Raw genomic sequence first — 20,201 nt, forward strand, 5'->3', positions numbered from 1 at the left:
CATGAGAATGGTGGTGAAAAGCGCATGCGCGGCCGGACTGGCCCTGGCGCTTTCGGCCTGTGGCGGCGCGAAGCAGGAGGAGACGCCGGCTGGCGGCAGCGCCCCGGCGGATACGGCCGCTCCGGCCACGGCGAAAACCACGCCGGTAGCCGCCGCCGATGGCGCGCCGATCGCCTTCGGCATCTGCAAGTCCTGCCATTCGGTCGAAAAGGGCAAGAACATGATCGGGCCGAGCCTGGCCGGGATCGTGGGCACCAAGGCCGGCGACGTCACGGGCTTCAGCTTCAGCCCGGCGCTGAAGGGATCGGGCCTGACCTGGGATGACGCCACGCTCGACAAGTGGCTGGAAAACCCGATGAAGCTCGTGCCCGGCACGCGGATGACCTATTCCGGCCAGACCGATCCCGCCAAGCGCAAGGCCATCATCGCCTATCTCAAGACGCTGAAATAGGCGGCTCGCGCTGCCGGAGGGCCGTCGCGGGAAGGCGCGGCGGCTCCCCCTTCACAGGGCCTCCGCCCAGACGATGAAGCGCAGCGGCCCGTGCTCGGTCGCGCCGAAGGGATAGCACGTCACCAGCGCCAGCAGCGGCCGGGCAGGATCGCGGGGCGCGGCGAAGCCGTCCCAGCGCACCACCTGGAAGCTGGTGACGCGATAGCGCCGGTGCGCGCCGCCGATCGCCTGCACGTCGATTGCGTCACCTGCCCGCGCGTTCCGCAGGAAGGCGAAGTGCGTATCGCGGTGCGCGGCCACGATCGTCACATCCGCGCCCGCCCCGCTACCGCCGCCACCGTCGCGCCGGTTCGGCACCACGGTCGGCCCGAACGCCAGCGCCTGTCCCGATCCGCCCGAGAGCACCACGTCGCTCGCACCCAGCCGGGGCAGCGTGAGCCGCGCCACCGGCATCGTATCGGCCCAGGGCCACGGCCTGACCGGATGTCCTTCGGCCAGGCTCCGCGCAAAGGCCCGGTCGAGCAGCACTTGCGCCACGCGCGCCTTGATCGGCACGGCCAGACCCTGCGCCATCACCGCAAGACCGAGCGCGCAGAGCAGCGCCCCGGCGGTGCGCAGCAGGACGCGCGCCGTGGCGCGCGTCCCTTTCACCGTGAACACGGCGGCGGTCATACCCGGACCTTCCGCCGCGCGCCCGCCAGCAACAGCGCCACGCCCAGCAGCAGCGCCAGGCCGCCCTTTTCCACGAGAGCCATGTACCCGGTAGCGGTGCGCGGCAAGGTAACCGCTTCGGCTTCGCCCGCTTCGGCACCCGCCGCAGGAGGCGTGGCATGGGCGGCCGCGCCATTGAACAGCGTGTCGAAATCCCAGCCGGCCGGCAGCAGCAGCGGCAGTTCCTCGCGCGTCAGCCGCGCGCCGGCCGGCCGGGTCGGCGTTTCATCGACCGCGACCAGGCTCGTCTGCGAGGTGACGAGGCTGTAGGCGAGGCCGAGTTCGGCGATCTGGCCGTCCGCCTGATCGTCCTCGGTCTCCCCGGCGGCGCGCGCGGCCTCGATCTCCGCGACGCGGCGGTTGGCCCAGAGTCGCGCTACGGCGGGGCTGTCCACGGCGGCGGACAGGTCCACCGTTTGCGACCACGGCTTGTCGCCGATCATGCCGCTGACCGTCAGGCGGCCGGACAGGTTCTGCCCCTGCCCCAGCAGCACCAGCGGTTCGCCGGCATAGAGATCGGGCAGGCGGCGCGGCGTGAAATCGAGCGGCGCGCCATCGACCGTGACCGTGAGATCGCGCGCCACCGGGGCCTTCAGGCGATCGAGCAGCGCGTTCATCTTCGCGTTCACTTCGCTGCCATCGCCGATGTTGGTGTAGGTGCCGCGCCCCGCTTCGGCCATGCGGCGCATCAGGAAGGTGTTGGGCGCGGACCCGATGCCGACCATGAACACCCGGCTGCGCCCGCCGTGCGCGGCGATTTCCGCCATCATGTCCTTCTCGTTGGACAAGTCGCCATCGGTCAGGAAGATCACCTGCCGCACGCCCTTTACGTCGTCCGGCGTGGCGTCGACCAGCGCGGCCTTCAGCGCGGGCAGCATCTCGGTGCCGCCGTTGGCTTCCAGCCCTTCGGTGAAGCGGCGCGCGGTGGCGATCTGTTCGGGCGTGGCCGGCACGCTCTGTTCGAACAGCTGCGTCATCGTGTCGTCGAAGCGGATCACGTTGAAGCGGTCCTCCGGCCGCAGCGTGTCGAGCGCGTGGAGCAGGCTTTCCTTGGCCGCGTCCATCGATTGCCCGCCCATCGAGCCGCTGTTGTCGATGACGAACACCATCTCGCGCGGGGGAGCCTTGCCCTGCGGCAGGCGGGCCGGCGGCACGATCGAGGCCATCACGTAGTCCTTTCCATCGAGCGCCTGGCGGAAGAGGCTGAGCGTGGGATCGGCGCTGGCCGAGCGCCAGCGCAGTTCGAAATCGCGGTCGGCCGGAACCGCGCCATCGGCCAGCCGGATCGTGCGCGCCTGCGCGCCATCGTCGCTCACCGCGATGCGGTGATAGGGGCTGATGAGATTGGCGGGGACGAAGCCGGGCGCGAGATGGACCGTGATCGAGACGGGGTTGAGCCCCTTGCCCAGCGCGGGCGCGGCCAACGGCGCGGTGACTTCGTCGATATCCTTCGCCACGGCCGTTTCGGAGCGGGCGGGGTTTTCGGCGGTGGCCTGGGCTGGCACGTAGCGCGGCCCCACCACCAGCGGCAGGCGCAGCGCGAACTCGCCCGATACCTGGCGGACCGGGGCCTGGTATTCGATCTGGATCAGCACCGTTTCGCCGGGGCCGACATTGGCCACGCTGTTGCGGAACATGTTGGGCCGCTCGGCTTCGACCAGCCCCGCCTTCTGCCCGCGTTCGCGCGCCTTTTCATAGATTTCGCGGGCTTCGGCGCGGCGCTTGATATGGCCGACGATCACGCGGTCGCCCACCACCATCTTCAGGCTGTCGACCGCGCCGTCCTCGGGCAGGGGATAGAGGTAGGTCGCTTCCATCCAGCGGTCGCTGGTGTTGCGGAACGCCTGCGTCACGCGGACGCGGGCAATGGGGCCGCTGACCGTCACGTCCATGTCGGTGCCCAGCCGCACGGCGGGCAGGCTTTCCGCCACGCCCTTGCCGGACAGCAGCAGGGTGCCGCTGCCGATCGCGTCACCGTCGGCCGGGGCGTCTTCGGCCTGCAACCGGCCAGCCAGCAGCGTGCCGCCCACGACTGCCAGCAACAACGCCAGCGCCAGCGCGATCCGGCAGCGGGATCGGCCCGAAAGGAAAGATATGCGCGAGAGGACCATGACAGGCTCCATCATCAAGGGGAGCCTTCCCGTTAGGCGGCAGCGGCGCCGCACAGCCACGGGCAGTCCCCGCCAGTTTCGTCCGGTCGATCCGCACCGGTGCGGATCGTGGCGGGATCGCTTGACGGACTGTGCGGATATGTGCGCAGATGTCCGCAGTTTGACGCAAAGGACATGCCGTGCCCGAACCCGATGAAATGCGTGCCGCCGAAGGACACGCTATCGCCGCGCGGCTGCGCGAGGAGCTGGCGCGGCGGCGCATCTCGCGCCAGGCGCTGGCGGACATGGCGCGGATCAGCCTGTCCACGCTGGAAAAGGCGCTGTCGGGCAGCCGCCAGTTCACGCTGGCCACGGTGATCCGGCTGGAAGAGGCGCTGGGCACGCGCCTGCGCGATGGCGCTGCCGCTCCAGAGACCGCACCCGCGCCGGATACCGCGCCCGAGCACATGGGCGCCTACAGCCGCGCCGCCGTGCACTGGATCGAGGCGGACTACCTCACGCTGCGCGCCAGCTTCGGCGAACCCGGCGCGATCTATGCCTATGTCACGCGCATCTTCTGGGACGATGCGGCAGGCCATCTGCGCTTTACCGAGGCCGAACGGATCGATGGCGCCTTCGCGCAGAAGGGCCACGTCTCGATGCCCAACCTCTCCGGCCACACCTACCTCGCGACCTGCGAGGCGGGGCAGCACCGGCTGATCACGCTGGGCCGGCCGACGCGCGATGGCTGCATGTTCGGCCTGCTGGCCACGCTGCACGCGGGCACCGGATCGCAGCTGATTCCCATCGCCAGCCCGGTGGCCTTCGTGCCGCGCGGGCAAACGAAAGAGTCCGGAACGGGTCTTGTTCGGCCCGGCGACCCCGCCTTCGCGGCGTTCCGCACCATCCTCGATCGCGCGATAAACGACGATTTCTGCCGCTTTCGGCAGTAGTCGGCACCGGTTCCGCACCGGGCCTGACCGCCCCTCCGCGGCCAGGACCGGCGGCTTGCACCGATCCGGCGGGAAGGCTAGTCCGATCTGGAGCAACCCGGTATTTCCGGGCCTGGGACGGGATCATGGACATCGACGCAACCCCGGCACGACCCGGCCGTATCGCGCGGCTGGGGCGGCTGACCATCACGCGCAAATTCGTGGGGCTGAGCGTGACGCTGCTGGCGATCATGCTGGCGGCGGCGGTCTATGCCTTCGTGCAGTCCGCCAAGGTCAACCGCGAAACGGCGCTGCTGGTGGAAGTGCTGGAACCGCTCAAGCGCGAAGTGGCCACGATCGAGGAATTCGCGGCCGAGGAGGAGCTCGCAAGCGAGCGGGCGCTGCGGTACGGCGGACCGCAGGTGCGCGATGCCGCGTTGCACGAAAGCTATCTCGAACGCTTCCGCGCGTTGAACACCCGCGTCGACAGCCAGCTCGCCCAGCTTGATACCCATATCAGCCGGTTCGAGACGATGCCGGTCTCCAACGATGTCGCCGTGTTCCTGGGCCGCCTGCAGCTGGAAAGCGAGGCCGTGCGGCGCGAACACGCCGCCTATCGCGCGGCGATGGACGCCTTTCTCGATCCCAAGGCCCCGGCGATGGTGGATGGCGTGCGCCTGCGCCAGAACACCGCAATGGACGCCGAACGGCGCGTGCTGGCCGCGATGGAGCGCATGTCGCGCGAGGCCTCCATACTCAGCGGCAAGGACGAACGCCAGCTGGAGGCGCTGGAGCGGCGCGGCTTTTCGGTCACGGTCGAGAACCTGATCCTTGCCGTCTTCGCCTTTCTGGCGGGCGCGGTCATCTCGGTGCTGCTGACCCGCCGGATGCTGACGCCGGTGCGCAGCCTGATCGCCGGTGCGGAGGAAGTGGGGCGCGGCAACCTGGAAGTCTCGCTGCCGGCCACGACGCACGACGAGCTGGGCCAATTGACCACCGCATTTTCCGCGATGGTGGAGGAGCTGCGGCAGAAGGTCGCGCTGAAAAACACTTTCTCCAGCTATATGGACCCCCGCGTGGTCGATCGTCTGCTGGGCGCCAACCGCGCGGAGCTGGAAGCCGGCGAAAAGCGCGAAATGACCGTGTACTTCTCCGACGTCCAGGGCTTCAGCGCGATTTCGGAAACGCTGACCCCCACCGCGCTGGTGCGGCTGGTCAACCGCTACCTGACGCTGGCGGCGGAGCCGATCCACCGTCACCACGGCGTGATCGACAAGTACATCGGCGATGCCGTCATGGCCTATTGGGGGCCGCCGTTCGCGCTGGAGGAACCGGCGCTTTCCGCCGTCACCGCCGCGCTGGAACAGCGCGAACAGATCGCGCGGCTGCAGCGCGAACTGCCCGAACTGCTCGGCCTGCGCCGGGGTGCGCCCAGCGTTTCGGCGCGGATCGGCCTCGCCACGGGCGATGTGGTGGTCGGCTCGATCGGTTCGGCCGCCTCGCGCAATTTCACGATCATGGGCGATGCGGTCAACGTCGCCTCGCGCCTCGAAAGCGCCAACAAGACCTATGGCACGCTGATTCTGGCCGACGAGGCGACCATGCTCAAGGTGCGCCACCGCATCGAGGCGCGCGAGATCGACCTGCTGGCCGCGCCGGGCAAGAGCGAGGCGGTGCGCATCTACGAGCTGCTGGGCGAGATTGGCGAGGTCGAGCCGGACCTGCTTTCCGCGCGCGATGCCCATGCCCACGCGCTCGCGCTCTACCGCGCGCGGGAGTGGGACAAGGCCGAAGCCGCCTTCGCCGAAACGCTGCGGATCGCGCCGGAAGATGGCCCGGCGCGCGTGTTCCTCACCCGCATCGCCGCCTTCCGGGCGGCCCCGCCGCCGGCGGACTGGGCCGGCATCTGGCTCAGCCCGGGAAAGTAGGCGACACGATCCTTCGCATACGCGGCGCGTTTTCCCACCCCCAACCCCTCCCGCAAGCGGGAGGGGAGCGAGACTTGCGCCGCCGCAGGCGGCGTTAGTCGCAGCGGGGTGGGCTTTCCACGCCCCGCGCTCGCGAAAAATATAATCGCCAAAAGGAAAACCCCCGCGCGCGGCGGAGGTTTCTGAGTCCGACAGGGACTGTGCCCGGATCAGCCGGGAATATTGGCCTGTGCCTCGGCGCCGTCGCCCTGCGGCGCGGCCAGGATGTCGCGCAGCCCGCTGCCCTTGGCAACCGTCTTGGTATCCGGATCGCCCACCGAGCTGCGGATGCCGGCGGCCGAAGCGCCCGAACGGTTGATCACGTCGGTTTCCACCGCGCTGCGCGGGGCCGGGCCACCGAACAGCGCTTCCAGCGCCTGCTTGCCGGAATCGACGTCCTGCGGGCGCGGCGCGCCGGGGTTGGGCGGGGTCAGCGCGAAATCGGGCGGCACCACCAGCGGCGCCTGGCGCGTCACCGCGAATTCATCGGGACGCACGCGATTGAACAGCGAGCCGCCCGCGCCGCAGGCGGACAGCAGGCCCGCGCCCGAGACGAGAAGGCAAAGAGTGGCGGCTTTACGCATATCAGGCATTCTCCGTGGCGGCGGCATCAGCTTCGGCATCCGCGCCATTGGCGGGCTTTTCGCGCGAAAGCAGCGACCGGGCAAGCAGTATCAGCACGCCGAAGGTGATGGCGGCATCGGCGATGTTGAAAATCAGGAACGGGCGCCATTCCCCGAAATGGAGGTCGGCGTAATCGATCACGTAACCGCGCGAGGCGCGGTCGTAGATATTGCCCAGCGCCCCGCCCAGTACCAGCGCAAGGCCGACGATATCGCCCAGCACCTTTTCGCGCAGCATCCACACGGCCACGCCCAGCGCGATCACGGCGGTCACCAGGATCAGGCCGTAGCGCATCTCGGCCGAGGTTGCCGTGAACATGCCCAGCGAAACGCCGTAGTTCTCGGTCCAGCGCAAGTCGAAGAACGGCAGCAGCGGAATTGCGCCCACGTCCGCCAGCGCGAGCCGGCCGGTCATCAGCGCCTTGACGCCGCGATCCACCGCGAACGTAAGCAGCGCCAGCGCGAAGCCGGCAAGGCGGCGGCCGGAAACGGTCACGCGGCCTGCCCGTCCAGTTCCGCGACCACCGTTTCGCAGCGCGCGCACAGCGCGCCGTCTTCGGCCACTTCGGGCAGATGGCGCCAGCAACGGCCGCATTTGTGGTCGTGGGTTCGGGTGACGGTCACGCCGTCATCCTGCCCGCGCACGACTGTCCCGGTGATGAACAGTTCGGCCAGATTGGCCTCCGGCGCGCCTTCGGGCACCAGCACTTGCGCTTCCAGCCCCGACCCCAGCACCTTTTCGCGGCGCAGCGGCTCGATCGCCTCGTTCACCGTGGTCCGCAGCGCGCGCAGTTCGGCCCAGCGGTCCTCTTCCACCACCGAGACCGGCACCACCGGCCATTCGAGCAGGTGCACGCTGTCGCTGCCGGGGAAGCGCGTCTGCCACACTTCCTCCGCGGTGAAGACCAGCACCGGCGCGGCATAGCGCACCAGCGCGTGGAACAGCATGTCGAGCACGGTGCGATAGGCGCGGCGCTTGGGATCGCCCGGCGCGTCGCAATAGAGCGAATCCTTGCGGATATCGAAGAAGAACGCGGAGAGGTCCTCGTTGCAGAACTCGCTCAGCGCGCGGACATAGGTGTTGTAGTCATAGTCCGCCACCGCCTGCCGCAGCGTGCCGTCCAGCCGTTCGAGCAGGACGAGCATGTAGCGCTCCAGCTCGGGCATCTCGCCCACCGGCAGCTTCTCGTCCTCGCCGAACCCGTCGAGCGCGCCCAGCAGGTAGCGGAAGGTGTTGCGCAGCTTGCGGTACTGGTCCGCCACGCCGGCCAGGATTTCCTTGCCGATGCGGTGGTCCTCGGTGAAATCCACCGACAGCGCCCACAGCCGCAGGATATCCGCGCCGTAATCGCGCATCAGGTCGATCGGGCTGATCGTGTTGCCCAGCGACTTGGACATCTTCAGGCCCTTGGCGTCCATGGTGAAGCCATGGGTCAGCACGCCCTTGTACGGCGCATGGCCGCGCGTGGCGCAGGCTTCCAGCAGCGAGGACTGGAACCAGCCGCGGTGCTGGTCCGATCCTTCCAGATAGAGGTCCGCGTGCGGACCCTGATAGCCTTCGGGCCGCAGCAGATCGGGCCAGCGGCCCGATTCCAGCACGAAGGCATGGGTGCTGCCCGAATCGAACCACACGTCCAGGATGTCGGCCACGCGCTCGTAGTCTTCGGCCTTGTAGTCCGGCCCCAGCAGGTCCTGCGCCGCCTCGTCCGACCAGGCATCGACGCCTTCGGCGCGGATGGCGTTGACGATGCGGTCGTTCACCGCCGGATCGACAAGGTACTGGCCGGTCTTGCGCTCGACGAACAGCGTGATCGGCACGCCCCACGCGCGCTGGCGGCTCAGCACCCAGTCGGGCCGGCCTTCCACCATCGCGCCGATGCGGTTGCGGCCCTTTTCGGGCACGAAGCGCGTTTCGGCGATGGCCGCCATCGCCGCCTGCCGCAGCGTGGGCGCGGCGCACAGCGCTTCCTCGGCCGGGTTGATCGCGCCGCCTTCGGTTTCCCAGCGGTTCTCGCCCGGCGTCTTGGGCGAGATATGCGTCATCACCCGGTCCATCGGCACGAACCACTGCGGTGTGCAGCGGAAGATCACCTTGGCCTTGGAGCGCCACGAATGCGGGTAGGAGTGCTTGTAGTCCGCGCTCGCCGCCAGCAGCCCGCCCGCCTCGCGCAGCGCGGTGCAGATCGGCCCGTCGGGTGCGTTGAACTTCGGGTTGATGACCGAGCCTTCACCGCCCAGCCACGCCCAGTCCGCGCGGTACTTGCCATCGCCCTCGACCGCGAACACCGGATCGATCCCGTGCGCCTTGCACAGCAGGAAGTCGTCCTCGCCGTGGTCGGGCGCCATGTGGACAAGGCCCGTGCCGCTGTCGGTGGTGACGAAATCGCCGGCGAGCAGCGGGCGCGGTTTGGCGAAGAACCCGCCAAGGTGGTGCATCGGATGGCGAGCGACGGTACCAGCTAGGGCCGAACCCAAATACCGCCCCGCCGGACCGCTCTTGTAGGTCTCGATTTCGCAATCGGCTCGATCGAGAAATGCCCCGGCGAGATCCCGAGCCACAAGGTAGCGGCGGCGATCGACCTCAACAATCGTATATTGAACATCCGGCCCATACGCGAGCGCCTGGTTCACCGGAATCGTCCACGGCGTCGTTGTCCAGATCACCGCGTAAGCGCCGACCAGTTCCGCGATCGGCGATTCCGTGATCTCGAACGCCACGTCCACCTGGGTCGAGACGATGTCCTCGTATTCGACTTCCGCCTCGGCCAGCGCGGTCTTTTCCACCGGGCTCCACATAACCGGCTTGGCGCCGCGATAGAGCATCTGGTTCTCGGCGAACTTGAGCAGTTCGCCGACGATGGTGGCCTCCGCCTGGAAATCCATCGTCAGGTACGGATGGTCCCAGTCGCCGTTGATGCCGAGCCGCTTCAACTGTTCGCGCTGCACGTCCACCCACTTCTGGGCATAGGCGCGGCATTCGGCGCGGAATTCGCGCGGGGGAACCTCGTCCTTGTTCTTCTTCTTCTTGCGGTATTCCTCCTCGACCTTCCATTCGATGGGAAGGCCGTGGCAGTCCCAGCCGGGCACATAGGGCGCGTCCTTGCCCAGCAGGCTCTGCGTGCGGCAGACCATGTCCTTGAGGATATGGTTCAGCGCATGGCCGATGTGCATGTCGCCATTGGCATAGGGCGGGCCATCGTGGAGGATGAACTTCTCGCGCCCGGCGCGGGCATCGCGCAAGCGGCTGTAGAGGTCCTGTTCCTGCCAGCGCGCGAGAATGCCCGGCTCCTTCTGCGGGAGTCCGGCCTTCATCGGGAAATCGGTCTTCGGCAGGAAGACGGTGCTTCGGTAGTCGCGCTGTTCGGTCATGATCGGCGGGCCTTAGCGGCGCGCGGGGATTCCTGCAATTGCGTGATGGTTTGGCGTAAAGGGGATCAGCCCACCCCGCTGCGACTAGCCGGCACTGCGGCCCGGCAAGTCTCGCGCCCCTCCCGCTTGCGGGAGGGGGTGTGTCGCGCGTTCCCTCCCCTCCCGCTTGCGGGAGGGGCCGGGGGTGGGCCGTGGCACGAGCTGCTACCCCGCCGCCAGCAGCCGCCGCGCCTCGTCGCAATCGCGGTTCATCTGTTCGACCAGCGCATCGAGCGAATCGAACTTCGCCTCGGGCCGCAGGAAGTGGTGGAAGGCCACCTCGATCTCCTGCCCGTAAAGATCGCCGGACCAATCGAAGAAATAGGGTTCCAGCAGTTCCTTGGGCGGATCGAAGGTGGGGCGGATGCCGATGTTGGCCGCGCCCTGCACCACGCGCCCGTCGGGCATCCGGCCGGTGACGGCATAGATGCCGTAGCGCGGGCGCAGATAGCTGCCGAGCGGCAGGTTGGCGGTGGGAAAGCCGATCGTGCGCCCCAGCTTGTCGCCGTGCTGCACCACGCCCCGGATCGCGAAGGGCCGCGTCAGCAGCCGCGTGGCGGTGGCGCAATCGCCCGCCTGCAGCGCGGCGCGGATGCGACTGGAGGAAACCACTTCGCCGCTTTCCACCACGGGGCCGACCGCGCGCGCCGTCAGCCCGCTTTCCGCGCCCAGTTCCGCCAGCACGCGCACGTTGCCGCCGCGCCCCTTGCCGAAGGTGAAATCCTCGCCCGTGACCACGCCCGCCGCGCCCAGCCGTTCCACCAGCAGCCCGCGCACGAAGTCCTCCGCCGTGGTGGCGGCCAGCGTTCCATCGAAGGCGAAGACCAGCATGGCATCCGCCCCGGCGGCGGCGAACAGTTCCTCGCGCTGGTCCAGCGTGGTCAGCCGGAACGGCGGCGCATCGGGTTGGAAATGGCGCACCGGGTGCGGATCGAACGTGGCGACGATCACCGGGCGGCCTTGCGCCCGCGCCTGGCGCACCGCCTCGCCCACCACGGCCTGGTGGCCGAGGTGGAAACCGTCGAAATTGCCGAGCGCGATCACCGCCCCGCGCAGATGATCCGGCGCGCGATCGCGCGCGTCGATTCGCGTCATCGATGCGCCTCTGCCGTGACCCCGGCCGACGCAGACGCCATCGGCCGCAATCCGGCGCGAATCACGCGCAGGGCATTGCCGCCCATCGCCGCGCGAATCTCGTCCTCGCTGAAACCTTCGTCGATCAGGGCCTGGGTTACCTGTTCCAGTTGCGCGGTATCGAACCGGGTCGTGGTCGCCCCGTCGAAATCGCTGCCTAGCGCGACATGGTCGATCCCGACAAGATCGCGCACGTGGCGCATCGCCTTGGCCGTCGCGCGGGGGCTGGTATCGCAGACCGCCGCGTCCCAATAGCCGATGCCGATCAGCCCGCCGGTTCGCGCCACGCCGCGAATCTCGTCGTCGGTCAGGTTGCGGTTGACCTTGCAGGTCGCCTGCACTCCGCCGTGGCTGGAAACCACCGGCCGCCGCGCCATCGCCAGCACGTCCGCCACGCCGGCGTGGCTGAGATGCGCGATATCCACGATCATGCCCTTGTCTTCCATTCGCCGCACGATCTGCCGGCCGAACGGGGTCACCCCGCCCTTCTTCAGCCCGTGCATCGATCCGGCCAGTTCATCGTCGAAGAAATGCGTCAGGCTCGCCATGCGGAAGCCGGCGGCATAGAACCGGTCGAGGTTCTCCGCCTTGCCTTCCAGATCGTGCAGCCCCTCGATCGAGAGCATCGCGCCCACCGGCTGCGCCTTGTTCCCGCGCCGGGCCAGCAGCAGATCGAGCGAGGCATCGTCGCTGACTTTCAGCAGCATCCCGCCCGAGGCCGCGACCGCGCGGTCCAGCTTCTGCCCGTGCCACAGCGTGCGTTCGGCCAGCGAATTCCACGTCCGCACCGGCTGCAATTGCGCCACCGCCAGCGCGCCCAGCGTGTCGCTGTCCGCCGGATTGGCGTCGTAGTTCAGGCCGCGCGGCGATTTGGAGACCGACGAGAACACCTGCAGCGCGACATTGCCCTCTTCCAGCCGCGGCAGATCGACATGCCCGCGCCGCGCCCGGTCGCGCAGGTCGCGCCGCCACATCAGCGTATCGGCATGCAGATCGACGATCCGCAGCGATCGGTGCAGTTCCCGCGCCCGGTCACTGACCGCGATCAGCGGCTGCCCGTCGATCCGGTTCATCTGCGATTCGACGAAGGCCGGCAGCGGCCCGAAGAACGCCGCCGCCGCCAATCCGGTCACGCCAAGTGCAATCGCCACCCAACGACGCATGGTTCAGCCCCTCCCCCTTTCCAGCGTCACGAAAGCGAACGCCGGGCGTCCCTTTTCGGCCGGGTGCGTCTCGCGCGCAAGCTCCCGCCATTCGGGGCCAAGGGGGGGCATCACCGTGTCGCCCGCGACATCGGCATCGACTTCGGTCAGTTCCACCCGCGCAGCCAGCGGCAGGAACAGGCGGTAGATCTCCGCGCCGCCGACCACGGCCACCTCGCCATCGCCCGCCAGCGCCAGCGCGGCCGGTACATCGTGGACCACTTCGGCCCCTTCCGCCTGCCAGCCGGCATCGCGCGTCAGCACGATATGGCGGCGGCCGGGCAGCGGCGCGGGAAAGCTCTCGAACGTCTTGCGGCCCATGATCATCGGCTTGCCCATGGTCAGCGCCTTGAACCGCCGCAGGTCCGCCGGAAGGTGCCAGGGCAGCGCGTTGTCCCGACCGATCGTGCCGTTGGCGGCGCGCGCGTAGATCAGGACCAGGGCCTGCGCCATTACAGGATCAGCCGGGTGACGTGGCCCATCTTGCGTCCGGGACGGACCGCCGCCTTGCCATAGAGATGGAGGTGGTTGGCGGGATCGGACAGGATCTGCGCCCAGTCGCGCGCGGCATCGCCGATCAGGTTGTCCATCACCGCGCCCTTCGCCGCCAGCGCCGTGCTGCCCAGCGGCAGAGCGCAGATCGCGCGGATATGGTTCTCGAACTGGCTGACCAGCGCGCCCTCGATCGTCCAGTGCCCGGAATTGTGGACGCGCGGGGCCATCTCGTTGAACACCGGGCCGTCCGCCGTGGCGAAGAATTCCAGCGTCAACACGCCCACATAGTCCAAGGCGTCGGCCACTTTTGCCGCCAGCGCGCGCGCCGCGTCCACCTGCGCCGTGATGAACGTGGGCGCGGGCACGGTCGAACGGGCGAGGATGCCACTGTCGTGCTCGTTTTGCGCCGAATCCCAGAAGCGCACATCGCCGGCCGCATCGCGCACCAGAATCACCGAGAACTCGCCCGCGAAGCGCACGAAGCCTTCGTAGATCAGCGGCACCGCGGGCAGGTCCAGCCCGGCGGCGTCGGCCGGGTCCATGATCCGCCACTGGCCCTTGCCGTCATAGCCGTCGCGCCGCGTCTTGAGGATGCCGGGCGCGCCGATCCGCGCGATCGCGGCGGCCAGGTCGGCGGCGGAATCGACTTGCGCCCACGGCGCGGGGCGGCCGCCCAGCGCCTCGACGAAGCTCTTCTCGTTCACCCGGTCCTGCGCCACTTCCAGCGCGCGGACCGGCGGATGCAGCGGCGCATGGTCGCCGATCGCAGCCAGCGGCCCGGCGGCGACGTTCTCGAACTCGTACGTCACCACCGCGCATTGCGCGGCGAAGGCGGCCAGCGCGGCCTCGTCGTCATAGCGCCCTTGCGTGAACGCGGCGCTGACATCGGCCGCGACCGAATCCGCTTCCGGCGCATAGACATGGCAGCGATAGCCGAGGTTCGCCGCCGCCAGCGCCAGCATCCGGCCCAGTTGGCCGCCGCCGAGAATGCCGATGGTTTCGCCGGGGGCGATCATGCGCGGCTCCCGCGCGGGGTGTGGCGCACCACCATCTCCCTCAGGACGGCCGTTCCGCGACCGAATCGGTCTGCGCGGCGCGGAAGGCGATCAGCCGTTCGGCCAGCGCGGGATCGGACGTGGCGAGGATCGACGCGGCCAGCAGGCCGGCATTGGTCGCGCCCGGCACGCCGATGGCCAGCGTACCCACGGGAATGCCACCGGGCATCTGGACGATCGACAGCAGGCTGTCCATGCCCTTCAGCGCCTTGGATTCGACCGGCACGCCCAGCACGGGCAGGTGCGTCATCGAAGCGACCATGCCCGGCAGGTGCGCCGCACCGCCGGCCCCGGCGATGATAACCCGGAAGCCTTCCCGGTGCGCGCCCTTGGCGAAGGCGACGAGCCGGTCGGGCGTGCGGTGCGCGGAAACGATGCGGCATTCGTGCGCCACGCCCAGCTTGTCGAGCGCGGCGGCCGCGTTCTTCATCGTCTCCCAGTCGGACTGGCTGCCCATGACGATGGCCACGGCCGGCGCCTGCGGCGAGGTATCACTCATGCCCTGCCCCCTCTCAGGCCGGAACGCGCCTCAGCGTTCCGACAGGTAGTACCGCTCGATCTCGGCGAGGTTGTCGTCCAGCTCATAGACGATCGGCTGGCCGGTCGGAATCTCGAGGCCGGTGATGTCGGCGTCCGAAATGCCCGAAAGGTGCTTCACCAGCGCGCGCAGCGAGTTGCCGTGAGCGGAGACGATCACCGTTTCGCCGGCCTTCAGCGCCGGGGCGATCTTCTGCTCGAAGCACGGCAGCACGCGGGCGATCGTGTCCTTGAGGCTTTCGGTAGCCGGCACGGCGATGCCGGCATAGCGCGGGTCGGCCGCCAGGTCGAAAGCGCTGCCCGCTTCCAGCGGGGGCGGCGGAATGTCGAAGCTGCGGCGCCAGACCTTGACCTGCTCGTCCCCATGCTTCGCGGCGGTCTCGGCTTTGTCCAGCCCGGTCAGGCCACCATAGTGCCGTTCGTTGAGCCGCCAGTCCTTGTCTTCGGGAATCCACAGCCGGCCGGCCGCTTCCAGCGCGAAATGCAGCGTCTTGATCGCGCGCGTCTGCAGCGAGGTGAACGCCACCGTCGGCAGCACGCCCTTGTCTTTCAGCAGCGTGCCGGCGGCGAGCGCTTCGGCCGCGCCCTTTTCGGTCACGTCGACATCCCACCAGCCGGTGAAACGGTTTTCGAGATTCCATTGCGATTGACCGTGACGGATCAGGATCAGGCGGGGCATCGTGGCTCCTGCTGCTCTACTGCGGGAAACGGCCCCCTAGCGCTCCCCTTGCGGTTTGGAAAGGCCGCCGGTGCCGGATTCGCCGTTGCCCGCCTCGCGCGCGCCAAGTTCGCGCGTCCCAAGTTCTCTGGCCCCGAGTTCTCTGACCCCGAGTTCTCTGACCCCAAGTTCCCTGGCCTGCGCCTTGCGCCGCTTCAGGTTCTCGCGCAGGCGCGCGGCCAACCGTTCCTCGCGCGTCATTCTTGCCGGATCGTCGCTCATGCCGTGCGATGTGCCTTGCCGGCGCGCGCACCGCAAGGGCACGCCGCTGATACCACGGCACGTCATACCACGCTTGACAAAGCCGGCCCTCGCAGCCAATAGCGCGCCCCTGCCCGCCGCCGGTTCTTGCCGGCGCGCCGGAGCGCGGAAATGGTGTGCTGCTGTAGCTCAGTGGTAGAGCGCATCCTTGGTAAGGCTGAGGTCGGGAGTTCAATCCTCCCCAGCAGCACCATTTCCCGCCCCGCTTCCAACAAGCAGTGTCAGGCCATCAGTATCAGGCCAGCAGGTCCGCCCATTCGGGATGACGCTGGAAGGCGGCGGCGACATAGCTGCAATCGGGCGCGATCTTCCAGCCTTCGGCCCGCGCATCCGCGATCAGCGCCTCCACCAGCTTGCCCGCCACACCGCGCCCGCCGATTTCGGGCGGGACCAGCGTGTGTTCGGCCGCGACCACATCGCCCCGGCGGCGCCAGGTCAGCCGCCCCACCGCGTCGCTTCCCGCGACCGCCGCGTGGTATTCGCCCTCGGCGCCACCGCCGACGCGCGTGATCGTGACCTGTTCCATTGCTTGCTCCCGCTTGACCGCTTGTGTCGGTGCCTTAGATGCCTTGGCGCATGAAGTTCTTCTCCGATAACGCCGCCGGCGTCCACCCCCGCGTCTGGGACGCGATGCGCGCGGCCGACCAGCCCGACGCCGCCTATGACGGCGACCGCCTGAGCGCGCGGCTGGACGAGGCCTTTTCGGCCTTGTTCGGCACCGAATGCGCTGCATTGTGGGTGGCGACGGGCACCGCTGCGAACTGCCTGGCGCTGGCCGCGCTGGCCCAGCCACATGGCGGGATCGTCTGCCATCGCGAGGCGCATATCGAGGTGGACGAAGGCGGCGCGCCCGGCTTCTTCACTCACGGCGCCAAGCTGCTGCTGGCCGACGGCGAAGGCGCGAAGATGACGCCCGAGACGATCCGCGCGACGATCGACCCGATCCGGCGCGACGTGCACCAGGTGCAGCCGCACGCCATCTCGATCACGCAGGCGACCGAATACGGGCGCGTCTATACGCCCGGCGAGGTCGCCGCGATCGGCGCGCTGGCCAGGCAGCGCTCGCTGGGCCTGCACATGGACGGCGCGCGCTTTGCCAACGCGGTGGCCCATCTCGGTTGCGATCCGGCCGCGCTGACGGTGAACGCCGGCGTCGACGCGCTGACGTTCGGCTGCGTCAAGAACGGTGGCATGAGCGCCGAGGCGCTGGTGTGCTTCGATCCCGCGCTGGCCGAGGTGGTGCGCTATCGCCGCAAGCGCGCGGGGCATCTCCAGTCCAAGGGGCGCTATCTGGCCGCGCAGGTACTGGCGATGATAGGGGACGGGATCGGGGACGGCCTGTGGCTCGAGAACGCGCGCGCCGCCAATGCCGCCGCCGCCACGATCGGCGAGGCCTGCGACGAGCGCCTGCTCCACCCGGTCGAGGCCAACGAGGTCTTCGCCGTACTCTCGCCCGCCGAACAGGCCGCGCTCCACGCGCAGGGCTTCGAGTTTTACGATTGGCCCGCCCCCGAAGGCGCGCCCGGCGCGGCGCGGCTGGTTACCGCGTGGAACAGCGATCCGGCGCATGTCGAGGCGCTGGCCCGCGCCATTGCCGCGCTGTGACATCGCCCGACGGCGGGCCGGCTTCGTTCTGGAGCCCGCGCATCCTGGGGCCGTTCGCGCTGGTGGCGCTGATCTGGGGCTCCACCTGGCTGGTCATCAAGGATCAGATCGGGTCCGTGCCGGCCAGCTGGTCGGTCACCTGGCGCTTTGCCGTGGCCGCCGTCGGCGTGCTGCTGCTGGCGCTGGCGCGCCGCGAGAGCCTGCGGCTGGACCGGCGCGGACACCAGCTCGCCGTGCTGATGGGGCTGCTCCAGTTCGTCTGCAATTTCCAGTTCGTCTACCGCGCCGAGCAGCACATCACCTCGGGCATCGTCGCCGTGCTGTTCGCGCTGCTGCTGGTGCCCAACGCCTTGTTCGCGCGGCTGTTCCTGGGGCAGCCGCTGACGCGCGGCTTCCTGGCCGGATCGGCCATCGCCATCGCCGGCATCGCCCTGTTGCTGCTGCACGAGGTGCGCACGGCGCCGGTCGGCAACGCGGCGCTGCTGGGCGTGCTGTTCACGTTCTGCGGCATCCTGTCCGCGTCCAGCGCCAACGTGCTGCAGGCGAGCGAGGCCGCGCGGACGCGCCCGATGCTGGCCCTGCTGTTCTGGGCGATGGTCTGGGGTGTCGCGATCGACGCGTTGTTCGCGTGGATGGTCTATGGCCCCCCGCAAATCGACATGCGGCCCGGCTATCTGCTCGGCATCGCCTATCTGGGCGTGATGGGGTCGGTGGTGACCTTTCCGCTCTATTTCCAGCTGGTGCGCGAACTCGGCCCCGGCCGCGCGGCCTATAACGGGGTGGTCGTGCCCGTGGTGGCGATGCTGCTGTCGACGCTGTTCGAAGGTTATCGCTGGTCGTCGCTGGCCGTCGCCGGCGCGGTGCTGGCGATGGCAGGGCTGATCGTGGCGCTGAGAGCGCGCAACCCTTCGCGATAGGTCGGATAGCGCGGGCGCCAGTTCAACAGGCGCCGCGCCCGCCCGTTCGCGACGCGGCGGTTCTCCGCGTAGAACGCGCGCGCGGCCGGAGAAAGGCCGGCCGCCTCCAGCGTGAGCAGCGGCGGCGGCGCGCATCCCGCCAGCCGCGCCGCTTCCTCGATCACCGCGTTCTGGCTGCACGGCAAATCGTCGGACAGGTTGTACACGCCCGCCGGCCCGCCGAACGAGGCGATGATTCCGCCGGCGATGTCCTCCACATGGACGCGGCTGAACACTTGCCCGGGCAGGTCGATGCGGTGCGCTGTCCCCGCGCGCACCCGCTCCAGCGCACTGCGGCCGGGGCCATAGATGCCCGGCAGGCGGAACACGCGCACGCGGGGATCGAGCGCCTGCCAGGCCAGGTCCGCATCGGCCCGGGCGGTCCGGCGGCCCCGCCCCACCGGCGCGCTTTCGTCCACCCAGGCGCCGGCTGCATCGCCATAGACGCCGGTGGAGGACAGATAGCCGATCCAGGCCGCGCCGCATTGCCGGATGCGCGCGCCATGGCGCAGCAGGACCGGATCGCCACCCGCCTCCGCGCCCATGCCCGAGGGTGGCACCGACGAGAGGACATGCGTGGCGTGCGCCAGCTCCGCCGCGATGCCGGCGTCGTCATCGAAGGCCAGCGTGCCTGCGCGGCCGGTTCCGGCGACGCGCCAGCCCTGCCGCCGCAACCGCTCCGCCAGTATCCCCGCGCTGTAACCCAGCCCGAAGACGAACAGGCGGCCCGTCAATGCTGTGCGTCCATCGGCTCCAGCACGATCGGCGTCGGCTTTGCCATCGGCGCGCCGGGCATGTGGATCTGCTTCCACCGCATCGCCAGCCGCACGCGCGTGGCGCCCGAGGGATGATCGTAGAACAGCGCTTCCTCGACCGGGCCAGGATCGATCTTGCGGTATTCGGAAAGCTTCATCGACAACGAGGCGAACCCGTCCGGCTCGTGCGCGGCGTCCAGCCCGAAGACATCGGCGTCCCGCTCGGTCACGCGGACCAGCGTGTTGGTGATCGGCGTGACCATCAGCGAAAAGACCACGAAAACGCCGGCAAGGAGAGGCATCGAGGCGGGATCGGCCACGTCGCGAATGTTCCACCGGGCTCCGTACCGGGCCAGGATCAGCGGCATGGCCCAGGCCGCCAGGAACAGCATCAGCCCGTAGAGCGCCGTCAGCCAGATCCACGAGCGCCAGACATGGCCCAGCACGTAATGCCCCATCTCGTGCCCCACCGCGGCGAGGATTTCCGGCTCGGTCGCGCGGTGCAGCAGGTTGTCGTTGAGGCTGATCCGCACGCTCGGCCCGATGCCCGAGACATTGGCCGAAATGCGCTTGGTCTGCTTGGACGCGTCATAGACGTAGATATGTTCGGCCGGCACGTCATAGGCCTTGGCCATGGCCACGATGCGATCGCGCACCGGCCCCTGGGGCAGTTCGGAATAGGTATTGAACAGCGGGAGGATATAGACCGGCGCGAACAGCATCGCCAGCGCGAGGAAGACCGAGACGACCCCCGTCGATACCATCCACCAGTTCTTCGGCATCCGCCGGATCACGGCATAGATCACCACGAACAGCAGGCTGCCGATCACCAGCGTCACGAACAGGCCGATCACCTGTTCGCCCAGCCAGCCGGCGAAGGACTGGTTCAGCAGGCCATAGCGCGCCTCGCGCACGAACCCTGTGTAGATGGTCCACGGCAGCAGCAGCAGCGTGCTGGCCATCAGGAACACGGCAGCCACTTCGAACACCACCAGCGCGCGCCTGCGCCCTTTGCGTTCGGCCGCATCGCGCACGCGGGGCAGGATGCGCAGCCGCAACATGACCCAGTAGACCGCCACCGAAACCAGCGTGCCGATCAGCGCGATCCAGTAACCGCCCTCGAAATAGGCGTCCGACTTCACCCGCGCGGACCCCTGCAGCGTATCGAGGTAGGCGCGCGTGGCGGCATCGGCGTTGAAGCCAGCCGCATGGCCGACGCCCGGCACAGCAAGGAGGGCAAGGAGCGACAGAACGGCATATGTGAAAGGGAAGAAAAAGCCCCGGCGCATTCACAGTCCTCA

The 20,201-nt window shown here is 69.0% G+C and carries 20 protein-coding genes and 1 tRNA gene; 6 read left to right on the top strand and 15 right to left on the bottom strand.

The features are described from left to right. Nucleotides 1-13: 13 nt before the first annotated feature. Nucleotides 14-451, top strand: coding sequence for a cytochrome c family protein (locus NMD1_RS06440; protein WP_233497382.1), 438 nt, complete (start codon nt 14-16; stop codon nt 449-451). A gap of 51 nt (nt 452-502) precedes the next feature. Here the strand turns inward: NMD1_RS06440 and NMD1_RS06445 are convergent, their stop codons facing one another. Beyond that, nucleotides 503-1,123: a class GN sortase gene (locus tag NMD1_RS06445; protein ID WP_125954092.1), complete on the bottom strand. Its 621-nt coding sequence runs from the start codon at nt 1,121-1,123 to the stop codon at nt 503-505. Continuing rightward, nucleotides 1,120-3,288 (bottom strand): marine proteobacterial sortase target protein, encoded by a 2,169-nt coding sequence (locus NMD1_RS06450; protein ID WP_233497383.1) that lies wholly within the window; start codon nt 3,286-3,288, stop codon nt 1,120-1,122. Before NMD1_RS06450 ends, NMD1_RS06445 begins: the two co-directional genes overlap by 4 nt. Nucleotides 3,289-3,452: 164 nt before the next feature. On the opposite strand from NMD1_RS06450, the gene NMD1_RS06455 reads away from it, so the two are divergent. Continuing rightward, complete coding sequence (locus NMD1_RS06455; RefSeq protein ID WP_233497384.1) at nt 3,453-4,205, top strand: helix-turn-helix transcriptional regulator; 753 nt, start codon at nt 3,453-3,455, stop codon at nt 4,203-4,205. Between the two features lie 125 nt (nt 4,206-4,330). Continuing rightward, nucleotides 4,331-6,112, top strand: a complete 1,782-nt coding sequence (locus NMD1_RS06460) for an adenylate/guanylate cyclase domain-containing protein (RefSeq protein ID WP_125954093.1) — start codon at nt 4,331-4,333, stop codon at nt 6,110-6,112. A gap of 209 nt (nt 6,113-6,321) precedes the next feature. Here NMD1_RS06460 and NMD1_RS06465 read toward each other — a convergent pair whose 3' ends face one another. The 10 genes from NMD1_RS06465 to NMD1_RS06510 form a co-directional block, all read right to left on the bottom strand. After that, nucleotides 6,322-6,735 carry a DUF3035 domain-containing protein gene (locus tag NMD1_RS06465; RefSeq protein WP_125954094.1) on the bottom strand — a complete coding sequence of 138 codons (414 nt, stop codon included), beginning with the start codon at nt 6,733-6,735 and terminating at the stop codon, nt 6,322-6,324. Between the two features lies 1 nt (nt 6,736). Further along, nucleotides 6,737-7,270: a signal peptidase II gene (lspA, locus tag NMD1_RS06470; RefSeq protein ID WP_223806752.1), complete on the bottom strand. Its 534-nt coding sequence runs from the start codon at nt 7,268-7,270 to the stop codon at nt 6,737-6,739. Next, nucleotides 7,267-10,143 carry an isoleucine--tRNA ligase gene (gene ileS, locus NMD1_RS06475; protein WP_125954096.1) on the bottom strand — a complete coding sequence of 959 codons (2,877 nt, stop codon included), beginning with the start codon at nt 10,141-10,143 and terminating at the stop codon, nt 7,267-7,269. The genes lspA and ileS overlap by 4 nt, the downstream gene beginning before the upstream one ends. Before the next feature lie 204 nt (nt 10,144-10,347). After that, entirely contained in the window at nt 10,348-11,277 is a 930-nt protein-coding gene (locus NMD1_RS06480) for a bifunctional riboflavin kinase/FAD synthetase (protein ID WP_125954097.1), read from the bottom strand. Continuing rightward, a complete protein-coding gene (locus NMD1_RS06485; RefSeq protein ID WP_125954098.1) occupies nt 11,274-12,479 on the bottom strand; it encodes a dipeptidase in 1,206 nt (401 codons plus the stop codon). Before NMD1_RS06485 ends, NMD1_RS06480 begins: the two co-directional genes overlap by 4 nt. A 3-nt stretch (nt 12,480-12,482) precedes the next feature. Further along, a complete protein-coding gene (locus NMD1_RS06490; RefSeq protein WP_125954099.1) occupies nt 12,483-12,971 on the bottom strand; it encodes a dihydrofolate reductase in 489 nt (162 codons plus the stop codon). Next, the gene (locus tag NMD1_RS06495) at nt 12,971-14,029 is read right to left on the bottom strand and encodes a 5-(carboxyamino)imidazole ribonucleotide synthase (RefSeq protein ID WP_125954100.1); all 1,059 of its coding nucleotides are present in this window, start codon (nt 14,027-14,029) and stop codon (nt 12,971-12,973) included. Before NMD1_RS06495 ends, NMD1_RS06490 begins: the two co-directional genes overlap by 1 nt. A gap of 40 nt (nt 14,030-14,069) precedes the next feature. Then, nucleotides 14,070-14,567 (bottom strand): 5-(carboxyamino)imidazole ribonucleotide mutase, encoded by a 498-nt coding sequence (purE, locus tag NMD1_RS06500; RefSeq protein WP_124810619.1) that lies wholly within the window; start codon nt 14,565-14,567, stop codon nt 14,070-14,072. Between the two features lie 30 nt (nt 14,568-14,597). Continuing rightward, nucleotides 14,598-15,284 carry a 2,3-diphosphoglycerate-dependent phosphoglycerate mutase gene (gene gpmA / locus NMD1_RS06505; protein ID WP_125954101.1) on the bottom strand — a complete coding sequence of 229 codons (687 nt, stop codon included), beginning with the start codon at nt 15,282-15,284 and terminating at the stop codon, nt 14,598-14,600. 36 nt (nt 15,285-15,320) lie between these two features. Continuing rightward, entirely contained in the window at nt 15,321-15,545 is a 225-nt protein-coding gene (locus NMD1_RS06510; RefSeq protein ID WP_125954102.1) for a hypothetical protein, read from the bottom strand. 157 nt (nt 15,546-15,702) lie between these two features. Here NMD1_RS06510 and NMD1_RS06515 point away from each other — a divergent pair. Continuing rightward, nucleotides 15,703-15,777, top strand: a tRNA-Thr gene (locus NMD1_RS06515). A 42-nt stretch (nt 15,778-15,819) separates the two neighbouring features. Here the strand turns inward: NMD1_RS06515 and NMD1_RS06520 are convergent. Beyond that, nucleotides 15,820-16,110: a GNAT family N-acetyltransferase gene (locus tag NMD1_RS06520; RefSeq protein WP_125954103.1), complete on the bottom strand. Its 291-nt coding sequence runs from the start codon at nt 16,108-16,110 to the stop codon at nt 15,820-15,822. A 50-nt stretch (nt 16,111-16,160) separates the two neighbouring features. On the opposite strand from NMD1_RS06520, the gene NMD1_RS06525 reads away from it, so the two are divergent. Both NMD1_RS06525 and NMD1_RS06530 read left to right on the top strand, forming a co-directional pair. Then, the gene (locus tag NMD1_RS06525; RefSeq protein WP_125954104.1) at nt 16,161-17,189 is read left to right on the top strand and encodes a low specificity L-threonine aldolase; all 1,029 of its coding nucleotides are present in this window, start codon (nt 16,161-16,163) and stop codon (nt 17,187-17,189) included. Further along, nucleotides 17,186-18,106, top strand: coding sequence for a DMT family transporter (locus tag NMD1_RS06530; protein ID WP_125954105.1), 921 nt, complete (start codon nt 17,186-17,188; stop codon nt 18,104-18,106). Before NMD1_RS06525 ends, NMD1_RS06530 begins: the two co-directional genes overlap by 4 nt. On the opposite strand, the gene NMD1_RS06535 is transcribed toward NMD1_RS06530, so the two are convergent. Together NMD1_RS06535 and NMD1_RS06540 are read right to left on the bottom strand one after the other, a co-directional pair. Continuing rightward, nucleotides 18,016-18,879: an SDR family NAD(P)-dependent oxidoreductase gene (locus NMD1_RS06535; RefSeq protein ID WP_125954106.1), complete on the bottom strand. Its 864-nt coding sequence runs from the start codon at nt 18,877-18,879 to the stop codon at nt 18,016-18,018. The two genes, NMD1_RS06530 and NMD1_RS06535, sit on opposite strands and share 91 nt — an antisense overlap. Beyond that, entirely contained in the window at nt 18,876-20,189 is a 1,314-nt protein-coding gene (locus NMD1_RS06540) for a M48 family metallopeptidase (protein ID WP_125954107.1), read from the bottom strand. Before NMD1_RS06540 ends, NMD1_RS06535 begins: the two co-directional genes overlap by 4 nt. Nucleotides 20,190-20,201 lie beyond the last annotated feature (12 nt).

It is taken from the genome of Novosphingobium sp. MD-1, from assembly GCF_001014975.1.
GTDB lineage: Bacteria > Pseudomonadota > Alphaproteobacteria > Sphingomonadales > Sphingomonadaceae > Novosphingobium.

Coding starts and splice junctions, on each gene's coding strand:
- NMD1_RS06445 (WP_125954092.1), bottom strand. CDS start 1,123: ATGACCGCCGCCGTGTTCACGGTGAAAGGGACGCGCGCCACGGCGCGC.
- NMD1_RS06450 (WP_233497383.1), bottom strand. CDS start 3,288: ATGATGGAGCCTGTCATGGTCCTCTCGCGCATATCTTTCCTTTCGGGC.
- NMD1_RS06460 (WP_125954093.1), top strand. CDS start 4,331: ATGGACATCGACGCAACCCCGGCACGACCCGGCCGTATCGCGCGGCTG.
- NMD1_RS06465 (WP_125954094.1), bottom strand. CDS start 6,735: ATGCGTAAAGCCGCCACTCTTTGCCTTCTCGTCTCGGGCGCGGGCCTG.
- ileS (WP_125954096.1), bottom strand. CDS start 10,143: ATGACCGAACAGCGCGACTACCGAAGCACCGTCTTCCTGCCGAAGACC.
- NMD1_RS06480 (WP_125954097.1), bottom strand. CDS start 11,277: ATGACGCGAATCGACGCGCGCGATCGCGCGCCGGATCATCTGCGCGGG.
- NMD1_RS06485 (WP_125954098.1), bottom strand. CDS start 12,479: ATGCGTCGTTGGGTGGCGATTGCACTTGGCGTGACCGGATTGGCGGCG.
- NMD1_RS06490 (WP_125954099.1), bottom strand. CDS start 12,971: ATGGCGCAGGCCCTGGTCCTGATCTACGCGCGCGCCGCCAACGGCACG.
- NMD1_RS06495 (WP_125954100.1), bottom strand. CDS start 14,029: ATGATCGCCCCCGGCGAAACCATCGGCATTCTCGGCGGCGGCCAACTG.
- purE (WP_124810619.1), bottom strand. CDS start 14,567: ATGAGTGATACCTCGCCGCAGGCGCCGGCCGTGGCCATCGTCATGGGC.
- gpmA (WP_125954101.1), bottom strand. CDS start 15,284: ATGCCCCGCCTGATCCTGATCCGTCACGGTCAATCGCAATGGAATCTC.
- NMD1_RS06510 (WP_125954102.1), bottom strand. CDS start 15,545: ATGAGCGACGATCCGGCAAGAATGACGCGCGAGGAACGGTTGGCCGCG.
- NMD1_RS06520 (WP_125954103.1), bottom strand. CDS start 16,110: ATGGAACAGGTCACGATCACGCGCGTCGGCGGTGGCGCCGAGGGCGAA.
- NMD1_RS06525 (WP_125954104.1), top strand. CDS start 16,161: ATGAAGTTCTTCTCCGATAACGCCGCCGGCGTCCACCCCCGCGTCTGG.
- NMD1_RS06540 (WP_125954107.1), bottom strand. CDS start 20,189: ATGCGCCGGGGCTTTTTCTTCCCTTTCACATATGCCGTTCTGTCGCTC.